Here is a 19581-nt window from a genome sequence, read left to right on the forward strand (position 1 = left end):
TACGGCGGTTTTATTTCAATATTTTTACGTCGATATTTATTGATGGTTCAGCAATTGACATTTTATCCCATTTTGAATAAAAATCTCTTTTGTAAAATGTATGAAATAATGAACCACTTAAAAACAGATAACCACCAAATGAATTTAAAACTTGCATTGATACAAAAAAGTCCTCCTTTTCAACCCATATATCTCTATCAGATATGTCAAAAGTAAAAACGCCATCTTTGATCTTATCGTTTGTTAATATTGCTGTAAGATTTTCAGAAACTATAGATTCAAATGGTAATTTATCTTTTAATGAGTAAATATTAAAACTTATTTGTAGAGGCTGGTCTGCTTTTAATTCCGCAACATTTACATTTATCTTATTTATTTTTACCTTTTTATTATTTCCAAAATAAACAGCAATTTCTTTAGATTTATCTTCGTTCGTTCTCTCTGGATAATAAGCGAAAAGAATTTTCTGTGAGTGTGAATTTGAACCCCAATTTTTTTCTGTAAATTTTTGCTTCTTTAAAATGACTGCTTGAATATTTTGAACTTTTTCATTTAAAGATATTTCAAAATTTTTAGAATTAATATTCTGTATTTTAATGGAATAATTTTCATAACCGCCAAATTGAACAACTAAATTCTTCTTTTTATCAACATTGGTTAAGTCAATAGAAAATTCCCCATTTCCATTTGAAATAACCCCAAAATTTTCGTCTAAAATTCCAACTCTCGCAAAAGAAATTGGTTCTTTATCAATTTTTGCCTGAATTTTACCGTTAATTATTTGAGCATTAAGAAAAAAATTTATTAGTGCAAAAAATATCCCGTATTTTATTTTCATAATTTTGTTTTAAACTGACGTACAACGTTTTGGCGCTTGGCGAAGGTGGCGATTTTTACCACAAATGTTGATGCGGAGAACCAAACTGTGATTAACAACAAAACTGTCTGCGGAGCACTGAACCGCCACTTTTGCCAAACGCCTGTTAGCTGTAGTTATTCTTTTCAATGTATACATCCTAAATAAATGTCACCAAATTTTTCTCTTGCAATGTCGGATAATTTTTTGTCACAAAGGTCTGAAATGTAAAGTCCGTAAGGTTCAACTTTCAATATCGCATCAGCAATAGGGTCGTCAATATAAAGTTTAGAACCTTCATTGAAAAATGTATAGCGAATAGTCGCCCACATTTCAAATCCAAGACCAAAATCCGTGTCTGGCTCATAGCCTGAGTTGTCGCCAGCTTTTACCATTTTTGTAACTAATCCCAATGCGTCTTTAAGTTGTATTGAAGATATATGAGCTGCAAGGTCAGCAACCTGAATACCTTTTATATCAATTGAATTTTGTTCTAAATGAAATGTGCACTCCGTGAAATCTATTGAAGAAATCAATTGTTCGGCTTTGTCTTTTGAAGTAAACATACCTTGGTCAAGATAAACGCTAGTAGGTTTTTTAATTCTTTTGTTGCTGTCAATAAATTGTCTTACAGCTTTTATGCATTCAAAGCCAAGTTGCTGTCTGTTTGTCCTTGGAATAACAACAATGCCAAGGCTGCAACTATCAGTAAGTAATCCTTTTAGTTCTTCTCGAACTTTTGCTTTTTCTGGTTCTTTAGAATAGTTCGCACTGCTTTTATATTCAAAAATGTTAGGGTCGAAGCCACAACTCTTAATTATGTCAATGACTTTTTCATTGATGTCAATGTCAGTATAAACACAAGCTCCGATTATAAAACCAGCTTCATCGTGAACACTATCGTCTATGTAGAATTGTCCCATATAATTACAGCTAACTCTCAAATATACGCAAGTTCCATAAATTATAGTGAGATTTATTTAAAAGTTCCCACTTGCAATCCGACTGGAGTGGAGCTCTTTTTTTGCAGCGACGCGAAGCAAAAAGCGGCAATACTTCGACAAGCTCAGCAAAAATTCGCGGAGGATTAAGTTGCCCTAATAAAAAAACTCCAGCAAATTACTGGAGTTTTCTATATCAATATTTCGAATATTTTAGATGTGAATCACTTCGCCATAAGCGGCTGCAACTGCTTCCATCACTGCCTCGGAAATAGTTGGATGCGGGTGAATTGACTTCAACACTTCGTGGCCGGTAGTTTCTAATTTACGCGCTACAACTGCTTCTGCGATCATATCGGTAACGCCGTCACCAACCATATGACAACCCAGCCATTCGCCGTATTTCGCATCGAAAATTACTTTGATGAAACCATCGGTATCACCGTTTGCTGTAGCTTTTCCGGAAGCTGAGAAAGGGAACTTCCCTACTTTCAGTTCGTAGCCTTTTTCCTTCGCTTGCTTCTCGGTTAAACCAACAGACGCCACTTCTGGATGCGCATATGTACAACCCGGAATATTGCCGTAATCGATTTTTTCTACGTGAAGTCCTTTGATTTTTTCAACACAAGTAATTCCTTCTGCAGACGCAACGTGTGCTAAAGCTTGTGTTGCCAAAATATCACCAATTGCATAATAACCGGGAACCGATGTTTCGTACCATTCGTTCACCAAAACTTTTCCTTTATCAGTTTGGATTCCAACTTCTTCAAAACCTTGACCTTCAATATTGGAAGCGATTCCAACCGCTGAAAGTAAAATATCTGCTTCTAAAGTGATGTTTCCAGTTGCTGTTTTTACGGTTGCTTTCACGCCGTTACCAGAAGTATCCACAGATTCTACAGAAGCGTTGGTCATGATTTCAATCCCTGATTTTTTCAAAGATTTCTCAACGTGTTTTGAAGTATCTTCATCTTCAACAGGCAGAATGTTTGGCATGAATTCAACAACGGTTACTTTCGTTCCCATGGTATTATAGAAATCTGCGAACTCAATTCCGATCGCGCCTGAACCAACAACGATCATCGATTTTGGTTGCTCTGGAAGAACCATCGCTTGACGGTATCCGATTATTTTTTTTCCATCTTGTGGAATATTTGGTAATTCACGAGAACGCGCTCCGGTTGCTATAATAATATGTTCTCCAGAATATTCAGTTGCTTTTCCGTCTTTATCGGTTACAGAAACTTTTTTGCCTTTTTGAATTTTGGCAGTTCCCATGATGACATCAATTTTATTTTTCTTCATCAGGAAAGCGATTCCACCACTCATTTTCGTGGCAACTCCTCTACTTCTCTGGATAACTTTTGAAAAATCAAAACCTGGATTTTCTACAGCATTTAAACCATATTGTTCTGCGTTTTTTAAATATTTAAAAACGTGCGCAGATTTCAATAAGGCTTTCGTCGGAATACAACCCCAGTTTAAGCAAATTCCACCTAAACTTTCTTTTTCTATAATTGCAGTTTTGAAACCTAATTGTGCAGCTCTGATTGCGGTTACATAACCTCCAGGTCCGCTTCCAATGACAATGATATCGTAATTCATTCTTTAAAAATTTGATGCGAATTTACGGAAATTTTTTGAGGTTTAATACCGATAATGAAAAACCCCTTCAGCCTCGTACGAGCCAGAAAGGGTTAATTCTTTATAAAACGCTATCAAAGATTTAAAACTTTGACGAAGCATATCTATTTATTAGATTTTCGGAAATTTCGTCGGATTTACTTCCGTGAATAAGGCATAAACCTTTTCAACCATATCATCAACACTTGGTTTGCTGAAATAATCGCCATCACTTCCATACGGCGGACGGTGATTTTCTGCACTAATCGTTAATGGATCAGAATCTAAATATCTAAAGGCTTTCTGTTTTTCTAAAATCTGCTGAAGAATAAATGCGGAGGCACCCCCTTCAACATCTTCATCAATAATAACCAATCTGTTGGTTTTCTTTAAACTTTCAGAAATTTCGTGACTTAAATCCAACGGAATTAAAGACTGAATATCAATTACTTCAGCCGAAATTCCAATTTTTTCTAATTCTGCGGCGGCTTCCATAACCAATCTCCAAGTCGAACCGTAAGTTACCAAGGTGACATCAGAACCTTCTTTAGTGACTTCAATTTTTCCAACAGGAATAGTGAATTCTCCTAAATTGTCAGGTTGTTTTTCCTTTAAACGATAACCGTTCAGACATTCGATAATTAAAGCCGGTTCATCTGTCTGTAGCATCGTATTATAAAATCCTGCAGCAATCGTTAAATTACGCGGCACTAAAACTAAAATACCTTTTGACAGATTAAGAATTCCCGCCATCGGAGAACCAGAATGCCAAATTCCTTCTAAACGGTGACCGCGAGTCCTGATAATTAATGGTGCTTTTTGTCCGCCTCGTGTTCGGTATTGTACCGTTGCCAAATCGTCGCTCATTCCTTGCAGACAATACAGAATATAATCCAAATACTGAATCTCTGCAATTGGTCTTAAACCACGCATTGCCATTCCGATTCCTTGTCCAAGAATTGTAGCTTCCCGAATTCCGGTATCGGCAATTCTTAAATCACCATATTTTTCCTGAAGTCCTTCTAACCCTTGATTTACATCACCGATATTTCCGGCATCTTCACCAAAGATTAAAGTTTCCGGATATTTTGCAAATATTTTATCGAAATTATTTCGTACCACAACTCGACCATCAACTATTTCAGAAGCGTCTGAAAAAATCGGAGCAACTTCTTTTACGTTCGTGGCTTTCCATTCAGATTGCGAATATAAATGGGAAGAATAATTATCTTTTTCAACAGCAAAAATTTCTTCATACTTTTTTTGAAGGTTTTGCCTTTCTGTAGTCTGGTTAGTTCTCGTTAAAAACAAAGACTTTCTCCCCAAATGAAAAATATCTTTCTTCGCTACGGAAACTACTTTATTAAATTTTTCCAGTTCTTCGGCAACCTCCGTATTTTGAGCTTTCAAATTTTCAATCAATGGAAGTACTGACTGTTTTAAATCCTGAATCGTTTTCTGATAATTTTCCCAGGCTTTTTTCTGACCTTCTTTTACGAAACTTTTTGCTTCAGATTCTATTTTTTCTAATTCTTCAAGTGCTGCCAATTGCTGCTCAGTGCCCTCAATTTCAATAGAATAATTCAAAACCCATTCGCGGAATTTTAATAATCCATCGAATTCACCTTCCCATTTAAGACGGTCTTCACTTTTATAGCGCTCATGCGACCCAGAAGTTGAGTGACCTTGTGGCTGCGTAACTTCTACGACATGCACAACGACAGGAATACTTTCTGTGCGGGCAAAATGTTCTGCTCTCGCATACGCATCTAAAAGAGACGGATAATCCCACGCTTTTACCTGAATAATTTCACATCCCTGATTTTCACCTTCCTTTCTTTGAAATCCTGAAAGCATTTCTGCAATATCAGCTTTAGCTCTTTGATTTTGAGTGGGTACAGAGATTCCGTAACCATCATCCCAAATAGAAACAATCATCGGAACCTGCAACGCACACGCAGCATTTAAGGTTTCCCAAAAATGACCTTCAGCAGTTGAAGCATCTCCAATAGTACCGAATGCAACTTCATTTCCGTTATGGGAGAACTTTTCAGAACCTTCAAATTTCACGGTTTTATAAACTTTCGAAGCCAATGCTAAACCTAATAGTCTAGGCATTTGCCCCGCAGTTGGAGAAATATCAGAAGAAATATTTTTTTGTTTTGTTAAATCTTTCCAGCTTCCGTCTTCATTCAAACTTCTGGTCGCGTAATGGCCATTCATTTGTCGGCCTGCAGAAGCGGGTTCGCGCTCAATACTGGTATCTGCATATAACTGAGCGAAAAAACTTTCTACGGAAACCGCGTCAATCGCTAAGGCAAAGGTTTGATCACGATAATAACCAGACCGAAAATCACCATCTTTAAAAACTTTGGCCATGGCCAATTGCGGCAATTCTTTTCCGTCACCAAAGATTCCGAATTTTGCTTTTCCCGTTAGGACTTCCCTTCTGCCGAGATAAGACATTTCCCGGGAAATACGGCCAAGCTTATAATCTTCAAGGATTTGGTTTTTAAAGTCCTGAAAAGAAATTTGCTGAGTTTCTATATAGGTTGATTCCATAATTCTGATTTTTACAAAGATAATAATTTTCAGAAATCGAGAGGTCTCAAAATGAGAGAAATAGCACAAAAAAATCGAAACCTTATGTAAGATTTCGATTTCTGTAAAACGTAAAATTTAAAAATATGAAGATGTTTTAGTTTTGCGTAAGGTTAAATTCGGGTTCCTTTAACATTTCGTCGATGATTTCGAAGGCTTTTTGCTCATCCTGTAAATTCACCATTACTTTTACCATTGTCGCTGTAGGCGTTGTCGTAAAAGACATATAACTGTTATTTGTAAAGGTTGTAATTTTTTGGGCTTCCAGTTTAGCCTTTACCAATTGTACTTGTACTGATTTGTCACTTTCAAAAACTGGGACTCTTGTTTCTCGTTTCATTATTCATTTCATTTTTAGAATCTTAAAGGTACATAAATAATTCGGTTAATCGGCGTTTTGTATATTAAATTTATTCAAAACGCAGAATAACCATTTAATTTATATCAGTATCACACCCCTATTGCATTTTCTTTAAACAAACCTCAATGAGGTCCAGCGCCATTTGAAGCTCCTCTTTAGAAACATTTAAATGCGGTCGGAACCGAATTGATTGATCACCACACGATAAAATAATCAGGTGATTTTTATATAAAAGTTCACGAAGCTCATCACGCTGTTCTCCTGAAGGCAAATCAATGGCACACATCAAACCTCTTCCTCGTGCATTTGAGATCAAAGTTGGATATTTTTGTTCAAGCAACTGTAATTTTTCCAGAAGAAATTCTCCCATTTTACGGGAATGTTCCACTAAATTATCTTTTTCAATCACCTCTAAAATAAGTTGAAAACGCAGCATATCGATAAAGTTTCCACCGAACGTTGAATTGATTCGGGAACTTTCGCGGAAGACATTGTTCGGAATTTCATCGAATTTTTCTTTGTTGGCAAGTACGCCGCAAACCTGAGCTTTTTTACCAAATGAAATAATATCCGGTACGATGCTGAAGTGCTCATAAGCCCACATTTTACCCGTAAGTCCGATTCCGGTTTGTACTTCGTCAAAAATCAACAATACTTCGTTCTGGTCGCATAATTTTCTTAAACCAACAAAAAATTCATCGCGGAAATGGTTATCTCCACCTTCTGCCTGAATAGGTTCAATAATGATACACGCCACTTTATTTGGATTGGAAAGAATAGCTTCTTCAATATTTAAAAGAGCTAAATTTTCATGTTTAATGGTTTCATCTAGATTCTCCTCAGTAATAGGGAAATTTAAATGAGGATTGATTATTCTTGGCCAGTCAAACTTTGGAAAGTATTGATATTTTCTTGGATCAGAAGTATTGGTTAAGCTCAAAGTATAGCCACTTCTACCGTGAAATGCCTGTTTAAAGTGAATACAGATTCCAGCTTCAAGATCAAGACCTTTTTCGAAATTCTTGCGCGTTTTCCAGTCGAAACATGCTTTCATTGCATTTTCGACACCCATTGTTCCACCTTCGATAAAGAAGCAATATTGCAATTCTTTTGGGATGGCAACTCTTTCGAAAACGGTCATAAAATCTGCAAATTCCTGGGAATAAACATCAGCTAAAGTTGGTTTATTAACTGCCATTTTTCCGAGCCAGGCAGATCTTTCCATCAAATACGGATGGTTATATCCGATCGATGCAGAGGCAAACATAGAGAACATATCCAGATAATTTTTACCGGTAACCCGATCATGAATCCAGGAGCCGTGGGATTTTTCGAAATCCATCACGAAATCAAAACCGTCGGCAAGCATATGTCTTGCGAGGGTTTGTTTGACTTCATTTGTGGGCTGTGGATGAGAAGCTATTGCGTTGTTCATTTTTTAGAAGTTAGAAGTTAGAGATGAGTTATTAGATTTCTAATTCCTCACAATTATTTAGATTTATTTATTGTTATAAGTCAAATTTAATTCCTTGTGCTAGAGGTACACTGTCCGTATAATTAATGGTATTGGTTTGTCTGCGCATATAATATTTCCAAACATCAGAACCCGATTCTCTACCGCCGCCGGTTTCTTTTTCACCACCGAAAGCACCACCGATTTCTGCTCCGGAAGTTCCGATATTAACATTCGCAATTCCACAATCGGAACCGTTTTGTGAAAGGAATAATTCTGCTTGACGCATATCGGTCGTCATTATTGCAGAACTTAAACCTTGTGGAACATCATTCTGCATTGCGATTGCTTCTTCTAAAGTTTTATATTTCATGATATAAAGAATCGGTGCAAAAGTTTCATGCTGCACGATTTCATAAGAATTCTCAACTTCTGCGATGCACGGTTTTACGTAGCACCCTGAATCGTAATTTTCGCCTTCCAAGACGCCACCTTCAACCACGAATGTGCCACCTTCTTTTTTGCATTTTTCAATGGAGTCCAAATATTGCTGAACCGCTTGTTTATCGATCAAAGGTCCAACGTGATTATTTTCATCTAAAGGATTTCCGATTTTCAATTGTCCATACGCTTTTACCAAACGATTTTTCACATCATCGAAAATAGACTCATGAATAATCAGTCGTCGGGTTGACGTACATCGTTGACCTGCCGTTCCTACCGCGCCGAATACCGCGCCGATAATTGACATATTCAAGTCTGCGTTTTCTGTAAAAATAATGGCATTATTACCACCTAATTCCAGAATTGATTTACCAAATCTCTGCGCCACATTTGTACCAACAAGTCTTCCAACTTTAGTTGAACCAGTGAAGGAAATTAGCGCAACATTTTTATCTTTCACCATTTTGTCACCAATTTCATGATCACCAACAATCATGGTTGAGATTCCTTCCGGAAGGTTATTTTCTTTTAAAACTTGGGTGATGATATTCTGACAGGCGATTCCACAAAGGGGTGCTTTTTCAGAGGGTTTCCAAATCGTGACGTTTCCACAAATCCAAGCCAATGCGGTATTCCAAGACCAAACGGCAACAGGAAAATTAAAAGCAGAGATAATTCCGACAATTCCCAGGGGATGATATTGCTCGTACATGCGATGTCCAGGACGTTCAGAATGCATGGTGTACCCGTGAAGCTGGCGCGATAATCCTACCGCAAAATCACAAATATCAATCATTTCCTGAACTTCACCCAAACCTTCCTGCAGCGATTTTCCCATTTCATAAGAAACGAGTTTTCCCAAATCTTCTTTGTATTCTCTAAGCTTTAATCCAAACTGACGAACCAACTCCCCTCTTTTGGGCGCTGGTATTTGGCGAAATTCTAAATACGCCTTTTTTGCAGTTTCAATTACACGGTCATAATCACTTGCGTTTGCAGTGGTAACTTTTCCTATAAGTTTACCATCGGTCGGAGAATAGCTTTCGAGTAAATCGCCACTGGCAAAGTAATCACCGCCAGATGACACTCCTTTATTCTCCATGGAGATTCCTAAATTATAGAGGGATTTTTCAATTCCAAATTCCTGATTTGTTTGAGACATAATTCTATTTTGAGTTGACCTTAAAGATAGAAAAATTACTGTAGGCAGGAAAATTTAGCAGGTATTTTTCTCAAATTTCATAAGAAATGTGAGCTACTTATCAAAGTATCTTATTATTTTTAAAGTTAATTCAAACTCAAAATTACCAGGTCAAAAAACAGTTTAAAAGTAAGAATTGACATGATCAATGTTTCTAATTCCTAAAGTTTTAAAATCGCCCTTCTGAAAAATATTAATTAATTTTGAAAAAAATTTTTGATGGAAGATTTTAAACCTCAGAAAGATAAAAATTCCACTTTTAAAAAGTGGTTCAAACGGGTCGGAATAGGTGGCCTGATCTTTTTCACGCTAAAAGGAATTGCGTGGCTTTTCGTATTTTATTATGGCGCAGAACTTTTTCAGGAATGTTCGAGTAAATAAATTTAATGCAGATTCTTCTTAATCCGCCAATCCTCTATTTTAATCTGAAAAACCACATTCATTTTTGAAGGCTCGCCAAAATAAGCAACTTCTTCTTCGCCTATATTTTCTGCACCGAGTTTGGTCATCGCTTTTACAGATCGGATATTATCTTTTCCAACATGGAAAATTACTTGATCTACAAATTGAAAAATGTAATCCAGCATCATTTTTTTTACACGCGTATTAATGTTTTTTCCCCAGGATTTGGTGCCGTAAAAAGTATAGCCAATTAAAATACTGTTATCAACTTTATTGAGATCGTAAAATCTTGTACTTCCTAAAACCTCCTCGGAATTTTTGTCAAGAACTAAAAAAGCGCCTTTACTTTCTAGTGCTCCAGTAAAAAAATTCTGAAAAACTTCACGTTTGTACCGTTCTTTATTGGGATGCATGGACCAAACTTCGGGATCAGACGCCACGGTAAATAATCTTTCAAAATCACTTTCTTCTAAAGGAATTAATTTGATGTTTTCGTCCTCTAATACTGGTTGAATGGAGAAATTCATAGGTGTTGTTTTTTCAAAGATAAAAATAGTTTTGGCTGTCTTCTAAAAATTACACAAAATTTTTACTCATCATATTCTCAAATTTCATTTTTATTCTGATGCAGATTTAGCAGCTTTGGCGGATAATAACAATCTTTAAAAATCAGCAGCATTAGCTGAATCTAAGATAGTTGAAATTCATAAATGGAAATATAAATCAATGCCCAGATATAATATTAACCGTGATAAACTCTAGAGAAAATAATTTTATGATTTTTAATCTTTAAGACTTCCCCGATTTCCATGTCATCTTCTCCAACAACTTTTCTGGTATATTCCATAAATACTTGTTCAGAATCGGCGGTTAATTTATTGACTTCATATTGTAAGGTTGGCAATCTTTCGAAACAATCTTTCCACCATTTTCTTAAGGCCTCTTTTCCTTTAAGTAATCCATTGGTTTCAGGTTCGCGGACTTTTAATTTTGGACTGAAATGTTCTGCATTGTCCTCATACAGTTCAAGCAGATTTTCTAAATCATGTTCATTGAAGGCTTTGAACCAAAGTTTTGCGATATTTTTTAATTCGTCTGGATTCATAGATCGGATTTTAATCTGTGTGGAAATTTTTCAAATAAAGGCGCGAAGGTTTTAGTTCTCTAAAACAAATTAACGCGCAAAGTCCACCTCTGGCGAATTGGCATCGCAGAAATTTTCAGTTGCCAATTTATTTATTTTTTAAAAATAGAAGAATTTCAAAATTGCATATTTACATTAAAACTAAAAAAGAATGGCCTTTTCTAATTCTAATAGTTTTTGTTTTCGCCAGATTCCACCGCCGTAACCAGTTAAAGTGCCATTACTCCCAATTACCCGGTGACACGGAATTATAATTGAAATTTTATTCATTCCGTTCGCATTTGCAACGGCGCGCACTTTTTTGGCATCACCCAAAACTTCAGATTGTTTGCGGTACGTCCAGGTTTCGCCATAAGGAATTTGTTCTAAAACTTTCCAGACACTTTTTTGAAATTCTGTACCGACCGGCGAAAGTGGAACGGTGAATTTTGTTCTGCTTCCTTCGAAATATTCTGCCAGTTCATTTTCTAAATTTTCGAAATGAGGATTTTCGCCTTGAACGATGGTCGCATTTAATGATTTTGCTAAATCTTTAAATTCGGTTTCCAGCATTTTGCGGTCTGTAAAATCGAGCATGCAAATTCCCTCTTCCACAGCGGCGGCGTACATTGTTCCAATCGGTGTTTCAATTCTTTTCAAATCAATAATCTTTTGTGTTTTAGAGTTTTTAGGAGAAACTCCAAATATCGATTTAAAACTTTCATTAAAACCACTCAGACTTTCGAATCCACTATCATACGCAGTTTCGATAATATTGTCTCCTTGTTGAATTTTCTTAAAAGCCGTATTCAAACGAAACATTCTTTGAAACGCATGAAAAGTCAACCCGTGGTTTTTCTGAAACCAGCGTCTCACTGTCGCAGGTTCAATATTGCATTGAACCAAATCAAAATCCTTAAATTTTAGAGATGGATTTTCCCGGAGTTCTTCCAAAATCTTTTGAATGTAAACTGGAGTTTCCGCGAAATTCTCGAGAGGTTTACAAACTTTACAAGGTCTGTAACCTTTTAAAATAGCATCTTTCGTAGACTGGAAAAACTCCACATTTTCTTTCTTCGGCTTGCGTGCTGTACAGGTCGGTCGGCAAAAAATACCGGTGGTCTTCACGCCCATCCAGAAAACGCCTTCAAATTCTGGGTTTTTCTGAAAAGAAGCTTGATACATGATATCGTCTGAAAGTTGCATACTGTAAATTTAAAGCAAAAATAGTTGAACAGAAACAGGAACACAACCGAAAAATTAACAACTATTTCCCATAAAAAAAGTGAACCGAAGTTCACTTGAGATTATTTCTTAGCAGCATCTTTTTCGATCTGCTTAATTTCATTTAATTTTTCAATTATTTTTCCGACCACTTCCGGCTTAGCTTCTTTTATAGAAACCGTTGCTTTAGCCCAGTCCCAAGATAAAACCAAATCTAAAGAATGTACATCCACAGGATTTAACGCGATTTGAAACCATTCTTGCTTTTCAGCAGTTTTTTGAACCGGAACCGTTACTTCTGCAATGTTTAGCTTTTCATCATAGGCATAAGCACCCCACTGTTGTGCATCTTTATTTAAAATTATCTTCCATTCTTTTTCCATTGGAATCACGAATAAACCATAGGTTCCTGCCATTACTTCTTTACCGCCGAAATTTACATTTTGGTTAAAAGTAATTCTTGTGGCAGAGTTCGCGCCGGCACGCCACACTTTTCCGTACGGAACCAATTCGCCAAATACTTTTCTTCCTTTCATTCCTGGTCGACCATAATCGACAGTAATTTTCGATAGAGAAAATTCTTGCTCTACGGTCTGCCGCGGACTTGCTGTTGGAACATTAAACTGGGCAAATCCCATTGTAGAGAATGACAATACGAGTAGTAAAATAATTTTTTTCATAAGAATATTTGTTAGGTAATAAAAATACTTATTTTAAAGTTTTGCTAAGATATAAAATTTACGACTGAAAAATTAAAGGTAATAAGGGAAAATAAAAAGTCACTTAAACCGAAATTTAAGTGACTCCCATTAAAAATAAAACTATGAAAACTATGGCATAAGTACCGTGTCAATCACGTGTATTACACCATTTGACTGATTAACATCTGCAATAGTAATTTTTGCAGAGTTTCCTTTTGCATCTTTTACATACATCATATTATTTTTCATCCAGAATGTTAATTCTTCACCCTGAACAGTTTTTGCCATGTATTTTCCACCGTTTTTAGTAATCCACATGGATAAATCTTTGGCTGAAATTCTTCCTGGAACAACGTGATACGTTAAAATTTTTGTTAACATCGCTTTGTTTTCTGGCATCACCAACATATCAACTGTTCCTGCTGGTAATTTTGCGAATGCAGCGTTAGTTGGTGCAAAAACGGTGAAAGGACCGTTGCTTTGTAAAGTTTCTACCAATCCGGCAGCTTTTACAGCAGCAACTAAAGTAGTATGATCTTTTGAGTTCATCGCATTTTCAACGATATTTTTCGAAGGATACATTTGTGCTCCTCCCACCATTACAGTTTTTTCTTTCATTGCCATCGGTGCGCAAGACTGAGTTGCCATTCCGAAAGTTAAAGTAAGCGCTAAAGCTGCTGTGGTCATTTTTAAATAGTTCATTTTAAATTGTTTTAATGTTATATAATAAATTTGTGTTATTAGGAGATACGAGGTGAAATTCGTTTCGGTTCTGTGTGGATCAAATTATTTTGAATTTTTTGCAATTGGTTCAAATTCAAGTGAGATAGAATTCATACAAAACCTTTTTTTAGAAGCGGTTGGGCCATCATCGAAAACGTGACCTAAATGAGCATCGCATCTTCCACATCGAACTTCAGTTCTTACCATATCATAAGATTCATCTTTTTTGTAGATCACCGATTTCGGACGAATTGTTTCAAAAAAACTTGGCCATCCGCAGGTACTGGAGAATTTAGCATCTGATTTAAAAAGTGCATTTCCACACGCACCACAATAATAAGTGCCTATTCCCTCGAAATCATTGTATTTACCCGTAAAGGCCATTTCCGTATTATTAAGGCGTGAAACCGAATAGAGGTTGGCATTCAAGACCTTCTTCCAAGCCGATTCTGGTATTTTCAAAATCTTTGTATCTGTTCGTGAATAATAAGGATTCACGATATTTTTCCCGTTTACTTTCTGAATTCTTTGCGCATCCATCTTTTGAACAGAAAAAATGGAGATCAAAAAAATTGCTGATATTTTAATAAAGTTTTTCATTTCTATACTGATTATATAAAAGATATACGCCCAAATGCTAAAATTGGTTTTATATCTTAAGAAAAAAAACTACTTTTGAGGGCGATTAACACATTTGAAAAAAGCAACAATTTCCCCAGACCAACTTTTGTCTTTACTTATAAGTAGAGATGAGAAAGGTTTTAACTACTTGTATGAAAATTATTCCGGCGCACTTTACGGGGTTATTTTCAGAATTGTACGGTATGAAGTTGAAGCTAATGAAGTAATGCAGGACGTTTTCGTTAAGATCTGGAATTCTATTTCAAGCTACGATACTAAAAAAGCCACACTTTATACCTGGATGTTGAACATTGCTCGGAATTCGGCCATCGACCGATTAAAATCTAAATCCTTTCAAAACGATTTAAAAAACCAAAGTATCCCCGACTTCGTAAATGATAATGTAGCTCTTTCTACGGAACAGATCCACGAATTTCATGAAGTACAAAAGGGAGTAAATACCTTGCGTGACGATTATAAAATTTTGATCAACAAAGCCTATTTCGGCGGTTTTACGCAAGAAGAAATTTCAGAAGAATTAGGGATTCCATTAGGAACTGTTAAAACACGAACAAGAGCTGCACTCTTAGAATTAAAAAATATTTTAAAAGATTTTAAATTTATTATTTTATTTTTTTTGATTAAATAAAAGTGGATATTAAAAATTACATATCATCAGGCGTTATCGAAGATTACGCAATGGGAATTCTTCCGAGGGAAGACGCTTCTATATTGGAGTGCGTGATGAGCAATAATGCAGAAGTTAAGCAAGCCGTAATAGAAGTGCAGGAAACATTTGAAAAATTAGCAACAATACAGGCGATACAACCGCCAGAATATTTGAAAGAAGAAATTCGAAGAAGAATCGAGTTTGGTAATTCGGAATCGTTACCTGGCAAAATCATTCCTTTGAATACTAAAAGAGAGGAAACTAAAAGATCCTCAAATATTTCCGGATGGATGAAAGCTGCTTCAGTAGCACTGCTGATTGGATTGGGATTTTTAGGCTATGAAGTAGGATCAAAAAGTGCGGAACTTGAAAAAGTCGCCCAAAAAAACACAGAGCTTTCTACTAAAATTACCGATCTCGAGAATATGAATTCATTGGTTATGAATTCACAAAGAATTGAATTGAAAGGCGTAGAAAAACATCCTAATATGATTGCTGATGTTTATTGGCACACCTCTAAAAAGGTTTTTCTGGAAATAAAAAATTTACCCGAAGCTCCTCCGGGCAAACAATACCAACTTTGGGCAATTGTTGATGGGAAACCTGTAGATATGGGAATGTACAGTGCAAAAGCTGATTCTACAGTTCAAGAAATGAAATCGGTGAACAACGCTCAAGCCTTCGCAATTACTTTAGAAAAAGAAGGCGGCAATCCTACTCCAACGATGGAAGAAATGTATGTCATGGGAACTACTTAATTCAACTCATAAATAAATTAAAATAAAAAAAATCCACATTGAAATTCAATGTGGATTTTTTATGAGGTCTGATTCTTACATATTGTTCGAATCGTTCGTATACCATTTGTTATAAGTATCACGGGCGTCATCTTCATGTCTTGGTTTAAAGCCCATGTAAATTCCACCGTCTTTGATATCTTCTTTATATCTTGTAGCTTCTTCTTCAGGAACTCCCATTCCAGTAAGTGCTCCGATTAGTCCTCCTGTTGCGGCTCCAGCTCCAGCTCCGGCAAGACCTGCTGCTAAAGGACCAGCAACGATTAGACCTAAACCGGGTAATAAGACGTTACTTCCGATCGCGGCAATTGCACCTACTACAGCACCTACGCCACCTCCGATCAACGAACCTGTTCCGGCGTTATCAGCTACTTTATCACCCAATGCAGAATCGTGATCTACATCTGTGGAGAAATGTCTTTTTCTTGTATCATCAGACATCATCACATTAATATCGTCTTGAGAATAACCTCTCCCAGCTAATTCGTTATAAGCTCTGTCGGCATCTTCTCTCGTATTAAAAACTTTCGACACATAATCATTTCTGTACTCTGGCTTGTAATTTTGCATAATTTTAAAATTTTAATGTTAGTATAAATTGTTAAAACCTTAAATTCAATTAAAGTGCCACCAACCCGACCGAATCTATTTTTTAACATTATTTATGAAATAACACAAGCATAATAACACAATTTAGTATTATCGTTAATTATAATTACATATTCGGTAGTTATGATAATTAAAAAGATTGTGTTGAAGCCTATTTCAAGCAATATTATAGATTTATAGTACTGCTCATCTATGATAAAAATTTACAATCTTAAAATTTGAGTACCCAATATCTCTGCTTCTTCTTCGGAGTGAGTAACCATTACAAAAGTTGTTTTTAATTTCTGATGAATGTCTTTTACCAAAATCTGTAGTTTATCCCGCGTCTCGCTATCGAGGGCAGAAAACGGTTCGTCCATTAGGACAATCTTCGGGTCATGAGCAATGGCGCGAATAATTCCAACTCTTTGCTTTTGTCCACCACTTATTTCATCAGGAAATTTTCCCAGCAGATCTTCTTTCAATCCAACCAACGGAAGAAGTTCTCTAATTTTATCGTTACAAAAAGTATCAGATTTCTTTAGGAGTTTTAAACAATACGCCATGTTTTGAAAAACCGTCAAATGTGGAAACAAAGAATTTCCCTGTAGAACATAACCCATTTCTAATCTTTTTTCGATGAGATTTTCTGTCATTAATGCTTCATTTTCAATTTTAATTCGTCCTTTCTCGGGAAGTAGCAAACCATTTATTAATCGAAGTAAAGTTGATTTTCCACTTCCACTTTCACCCAAAATACACGTGAAACTTTCTTTCTCAAACTCGTAGGAAAAATCCTTCAATATGAATTTTTCTTCATATCTAAAATCGACATTCTCCACAGAAATGATGGTATTTTGAATCATCTTAATTTTTTAAATTTTTGAGGAAATTCTGGGCAACTTCAGCGGGAGATTTTTTTTCTACTTCCACTTCATAATTGAGTTGTTGCATTTTTTCGGTCGAAATCTTACCTTTTAAATTGGAAAGCAATTTTTCTACTTCGGGATATTTTTTAGCAATTTCTTCTCTGATGACGATTCCTGCTTCATAACTGGGGAAATAATTTTTGTCGTCTTTTAAAACTTTCAAGTTTAAATTTTTGATTTGAGCATCGGTCGTGAAAACGTCAACTGCATCAATTTTCCCCTGTTCAAAGGCTTGATACCGAAGATTGATATCCATTTCCTCCAGTTTTTTAAAGTCAAAAGGATAAACTTTTTTCAAGCCTGGAAATGCATCACTTCTTTCAAAAAAATCAAATTCCGCCCCGAAAGTAAATTCCTGACTTTTATTCGCCAACTCAGAAAAAGTAGAAATTTCCGAATTATTTTTAGAAATCGCCAAACCATACGTATTATTAAAACCGAGTAAACCCAACCATTTTAACTTAAATTTTTCCTCATAAATTTGGTTTAAAGTTTCGTAATTGATTTGATTATTTGGCGGTAATATTTCTTCTAAAACGTTTAACCAAGCGGTCCCGGAATATTCCACATAAATATCCAGATCTCCAGAAATCATCGCGGGATGAATGTTGGTTGTTCCACCTCCAATTCCAAATTTGCGGATGACTTTGATATCCGTATTATTTTCAATGGTTTGAGAAATAATTTCTCCCAAAATAAATTGTTCACTTGTCGGTTTCGAGGCAACCGTAATGGTTTCCGAATTTTTTGAACTTACAGGATTCAAATAAATTAATGCTCCAATTACAGCAATTAAAACCAAAACACTTGGAAAAATAATTCGATTTCTATGTTTTTTGGTAGCGTTTTTAGAAATAACGCGAAGTAAACTTTCATCTTTTTCAAACTGACCAATCCATTGATCACCCAAAATTGCAAAGAGCGAAATTCCTAAAGATCCGGTCACAATTAATCCCGTATTCATAGTATTTAAACCACGAAAAATTGCTTGACCTAAACCTCCTGCTCCAATTAATGCAGCCAATCCGGTTAAGGCGACAATCATGACAACGGTAATCCGTAAACCTGATAAAATGGACGGTAAAGCGAGTGGAAAATAAATATTCTTGAAAACTTGAATTGGTGTTGAACCTAAACCTTCTGCAGCTTCGACTAATTGCGAGGGAACTTCTTTTAACCCACTGTAAGTGCTTCTAACAATAGGAAGTAATCCGTAAATAATTAAAACAATAAGTGCGTTTTTCAGTCCGATTCCAACCAATGGAATCAATAAACCAAACATTGCGATCGACGGAATCGTGTAAAGGAAGTTGATTAAAGGCAGAATAATTTTCCGACTTTTTGAGGAATAAAAAACAGTAACACCGAGTAAAATCCCCAGGAAAGTCACTGCCAAAAGGGAACCTAAGGAAAGTAGCAAATGTTCCGCAAAAAGTTGGAGATAGTAAATCCGACGTTCCCAAAAATCCATTCAATTAATTTGACACAATTTAAAAATTATAATTTTTGTGGGCAATATTTAATCTTCAACGAAACTTCTCTACAATTTAATTTTTCTTTTATCTTCAATACTGATTTTAGAACCCACTGCAAAAAAAACAGAAGTCGGCTCTAAGTCTTTAATAAAAGCAAATTCTTCCCCGTAAACATCTTCAAAATTAATTGCAGAATTATTCTTAATGACATTATATTGTTGCCATCTTGGATGTTTTACTTCATATTCGATGGTTTCAGTTTCACTCACTTTATTGTAACCGAAATAATGTTCTGTGATAAATTCACTTTCGGAACCAACTTCAATGGCAATCGGATTTTTATTGGTTTCTAATTGAATCTTATTCCACTTATTTTTGACTTTCCACTCATAAATAAATTCGCGGGAATTATCATTGACTTTCAAAGTATGTTTCATCGGGAAAGTTTCGTAATGTTCGTTGTAGAAAGTATTCGCTACAAATGAAATCGCCAATTTCGGCACAATTTCGCTGATGAAAACAGCACCTCTTTTCCATACGCCATTTTCAAAGCGCCTTACATAAAATCTCAAATTAACTTCTTCAAAATCTGAGTGAAAGGGAATTTTCAAACCTAAAACTTTTACATTTTCAAAGAGAAATCCAATAAAACTCACATAACATTCACCGTCAAAAAAATCAAGTTCAGTTCCGGGCGGAACATATTTTTCCAGAATTGTAGGATCGATTACGTAGTTAATCATGGCTAAATTATTCCATTCTGCGGTAAGAAAACTCATATTTTGCTCGGTTTAATTGATGGGTAAATGTAGAGATAAAAAAACCTTCAAGCTTTTTAAAGCATTGAA

General features: G+C 35.7%; 20 protein-coding genes. 3 read left to right on the forward strand and 17 right to left on the reverse strand.

Features of this window, described 5'->3' with window-relative positions; genetic code table 11:
• Nucleotides 1–10 precede the first annotated feature (10 nt).
• The 7 genes from LC814_RS04010 to amaB all read right to left on the reverse strand — a co-directional run bounded on the left by LC814_RS04010 (nucleotide 11) and on the right by amaB (nucleotide 9441).
• The gene (locus LC814_RS04010; protein WP_226065074.1) at nucleotides 11–838 is read right to left on the reverse strand and encodes a carboxypeptidase-like regulatory domain-containing protein; all 828 of its coding nucleotides are present in this window, start codon (nucleotides 836–838) and stop codon (nucleotides 11–13) included.
• A gap of 164 nt (nucleotides 839–1002) precedes the next feature.
• On the reverse strand, nucleotides 1003–1779 hold the full coding sequence (locus tag LC814_RS04015) for a DUF3800 domain-containing protein (protein ID WP_226065075.1): 777 nt from the start codon (nucleotides 1777–1779) through the stop codon (nucleotides 1003–1005).
• 231 nt (nucleotides 1780–2010) lie between these two features.
• The gene (gene lpdA, locus LC814_RS04020; protein ID WP_226065076.1) at nucleotides 2011–3402 is read right to left on the reverse strand and encodes a dihydrolipoyl dehydrogenase; all 1392 of its coding nucleotides are present in this window, start codon (nucleotides 3400–3402) and stop codon (nucleotides 2011–2013) included.
• Nucleotides 3403–3552: 150 nt separating this feature from the next.
• The gene (locus LC814_RS04025) at nucleotides 3553–5982 is read right to left on the reverse strand and encodes an alpha-ketoacid dehydrogenase subunit alpha/beta (RefSeq protein ID WP_226065077.1); all 2430 of its coding nucleotides are present in this window, start codon (nucleotides 5980–5982) and stop codon (nucleotides 3553–3555) included.
• A gap of 136 nt (nucleotides 5983–6118) precedes the next feature.
• Nucleotides 6119–6361 carry a putative signal transducing protein gene (locus tag LC814_RS04030; protein WP_226065078.1) on the reverse strand — a complete coding sequence of 81 codons (243 nt, stop codon included), beginning with the start codon at nucleotides 6359–6361 and terminating at the stop codon, nucleotides 6119–6121.
• 118 nt (nucleotides 6362–6479) lie between these two features.
• Nucleotides 6480–7817, reverse strand: coding sequence for an L-lysine 6-transaminase (gene lat, locus LC814_RS04035; protein WP_226065079.1), 1338 nt, complete (start codon nucleotides 7815–7817; stop codon nucleotides 6480–6482).
• A 73-nt stretch (nucleotides 7818–7890) separates the two neighbouring features.
• On the reverse strand, nucleotides 7891–9441 hold the full coding sequence (gene amaB, locus LC814_RS04040; protein WP_226065080.1) for an L-piperidine-6-carboxylate dehydrogenase: 1551 nt from the start codon (nucleotides 9439–9441) through the stop codon (nucleotides 7891–7893).
• 258 nt (nucleotides 9442–9699) lie between these two features.
• On the opposite strand from amaB, the gene LC814_RS04045 reads away from it, so the two are divergent.
• Nucleotides 9700–9861 carry a hypothetical protein gene (locus LC814_RS04045; protein WP_226065081.1) on the forward strand — a complete coding sequence of 54 codons (162 nt, stop codon included), beginning with the start codon at nucleotides 9700–9702 and terminating at the stop codon, nucleotides 9859–9861.
• A gap of 2 nt (nucleotides 9862–9863) precedes the next feature.
• Here LC814_RS04045 and LC814_RS04050 read toward each other — a convergent pair whose 3' ends face one another.
• The 6 genes from LC814_RS04050 to msrB form a co-directional block, all read right to left on the reverse strand.
• Entirely contained in the window at nucleotides 9864–10409 is a 546-nt protein-coding gene (locus LC814_RS04050; RefSeq protein WP_226065082.1) for a GNAT family N-acetyltransferase, read from the reverse strand.
• A gap of 215 nt (nucleotides 10410–10624) precedes the next feature.
• The gene (locus tag LC814_RS04055; RefSeq protein WP_226065083.1) at nucleotides 10625–10987 is read right to left on the reverse strand and encodes a nuclear transport factor 2 family protein; all 363 of its coding nucleotides are present in this window, start codon (nucleotides 10985–10987) and stop codon (nucleotides 10625–10627) included.
• A 180-nt stretch (nucleotides 10988–11167) separates the two neighbouring features.
• Nucleotides 11168–12211, reverse strand: coding sequence for a bifunctional transcriptional activator/DNA repair enzyme AdaA (locus LC814_RS12515; RefSeq protein ID WP_311135717.1), 1044 nt, complete (start codon nucleotides 12209–12211; stop codon nucleotides 11168–11170).
• Between the two features lie 101 nt (nucleotides 12212–12312).
• Nucleotides 12313–12909: a DUF2911 domain-containing protein gene (locus tag LC814_RS04070; protein WP_226065084.1), complete on the reverse strand. Its 597-nt coding sequence runs from the start codon at nucleotides 12907–12909 to the stop codon at nucleotides 12313–12315.
• 150 nt (nucleotides 12910–13059) lie between these two features.
• Nucleotides 13060–13578, reverse strand: coding sequence for a fasciclin domain-containing protein (locus LC814_RS04075; protein WP_226065758.1), 519 nt, complete (start codon nucleotides 13576–13578; stop codon nucleotides 13060–13062).
• Nucleotides 13579–13716: 138 nt separating this feature from the next.
• Entirely contained in the window at nucleotides 13717–14193 is a 477-nt protein-coding gene (msrB, locus tag LC814_RS04080; RefSeq protein ID WP_226065085.1) for a peptide-methionine (R)-S-oxide reductase MsrB, read from the reverse strand.
• 154 nt (nucleotides 14194–14347) lie between these two features.
• Between msrB and LC814_RS04085 the strand changes: the two genes are divergently transcribed.
• Nucleotides 14348–14923 (forward strand): RNA polymerase sigma factor, encoded by a 576-nt coding sequence (locus LC814_RS04085; protein WP_226065086.1) that lies wholly within the window; start codon nucleotides 14348–14350, stop codon nucleotides 14921–14923.
• A 2-nt stretch (nucleotides 14924–14925) separates the two neighbouring features.
• Nucleotides 14926–15702 carry an anti-sigma factor gene (locus tag LC814_RS04090; RefSeq protein WP_226065087.1) on the forward strand — a complete coding sequence of 259 codons (777 nt, stop codon included), beginning with the start codon at nucleotides 14926–14928 and terminating at the stop codon, nucleotides 15700–15702.
• Nucleotides 15703–15777: 75 nt separating this feature from the next.
• On the opposite strand, the gene LC814_RS04095 is transcribed toward LC814_RS04090, so the two are convergent.
• The 4 genes from LC814_RS04095 to LC814_RS04110 form a co-directional block, all read right to left on the reverse strand.
• Nucleotides 15778–16311, reverse strand: coding sequence for a general stress protein (locus LC814_RS04095; RefSeq protein WP_226065088.1), 534 nt, complete (start codon nucleotides 16309–16311; stop codon nucleotides 15778–15780).
• 242 nt (nucleotides 16312–16553) lie between these two features.
• On the reverse strand, nucleotides 16554–17195 hold the full coding sequence (locus LC814_RS04100) for an ATP-binding cassette domain-containing protein (protein ID WP_226065089.1): 642 nt from the start codon (nucleotides 17193–17195) through the stop codon (nucleotides 16554–16556).
• 1 nt (nucleotide 17196) lies between these two features.
• Nucleotides 17197–18729, reverse strand: a complete 1533-nt coding sequence (locus tag LC814_RS04105; protein WP_226065090.1) for an ABC transporter permease/substrate-binding protein — start codon at nucleotides 18727–18729, stop codon at nucleotides 17197–17199.
• Nucleotides 18730–18798: 69 nt separating this feature from the next.
• Nucleotides 18799–19512, reverse strand: coding sequence for a YqjF family protein (locus tag LC814_RS04110; protein WP_226065091.1), 714 nt, complete (start codon nucleotides 19510–19512; stop codon nucleotides 18799–18801).
• Nucleotides 19513–19581 lie beyond the last annotated feature (69 nt).

This window comes from Kaistella polysaccharea, assembly GCF_020410745.1.
GTDB lineage: Bacteria > Bacteroidota > Bacteroidia > Flavobacteriales > Weeksellaceae > Kaistella > Kaistella polysaccharea.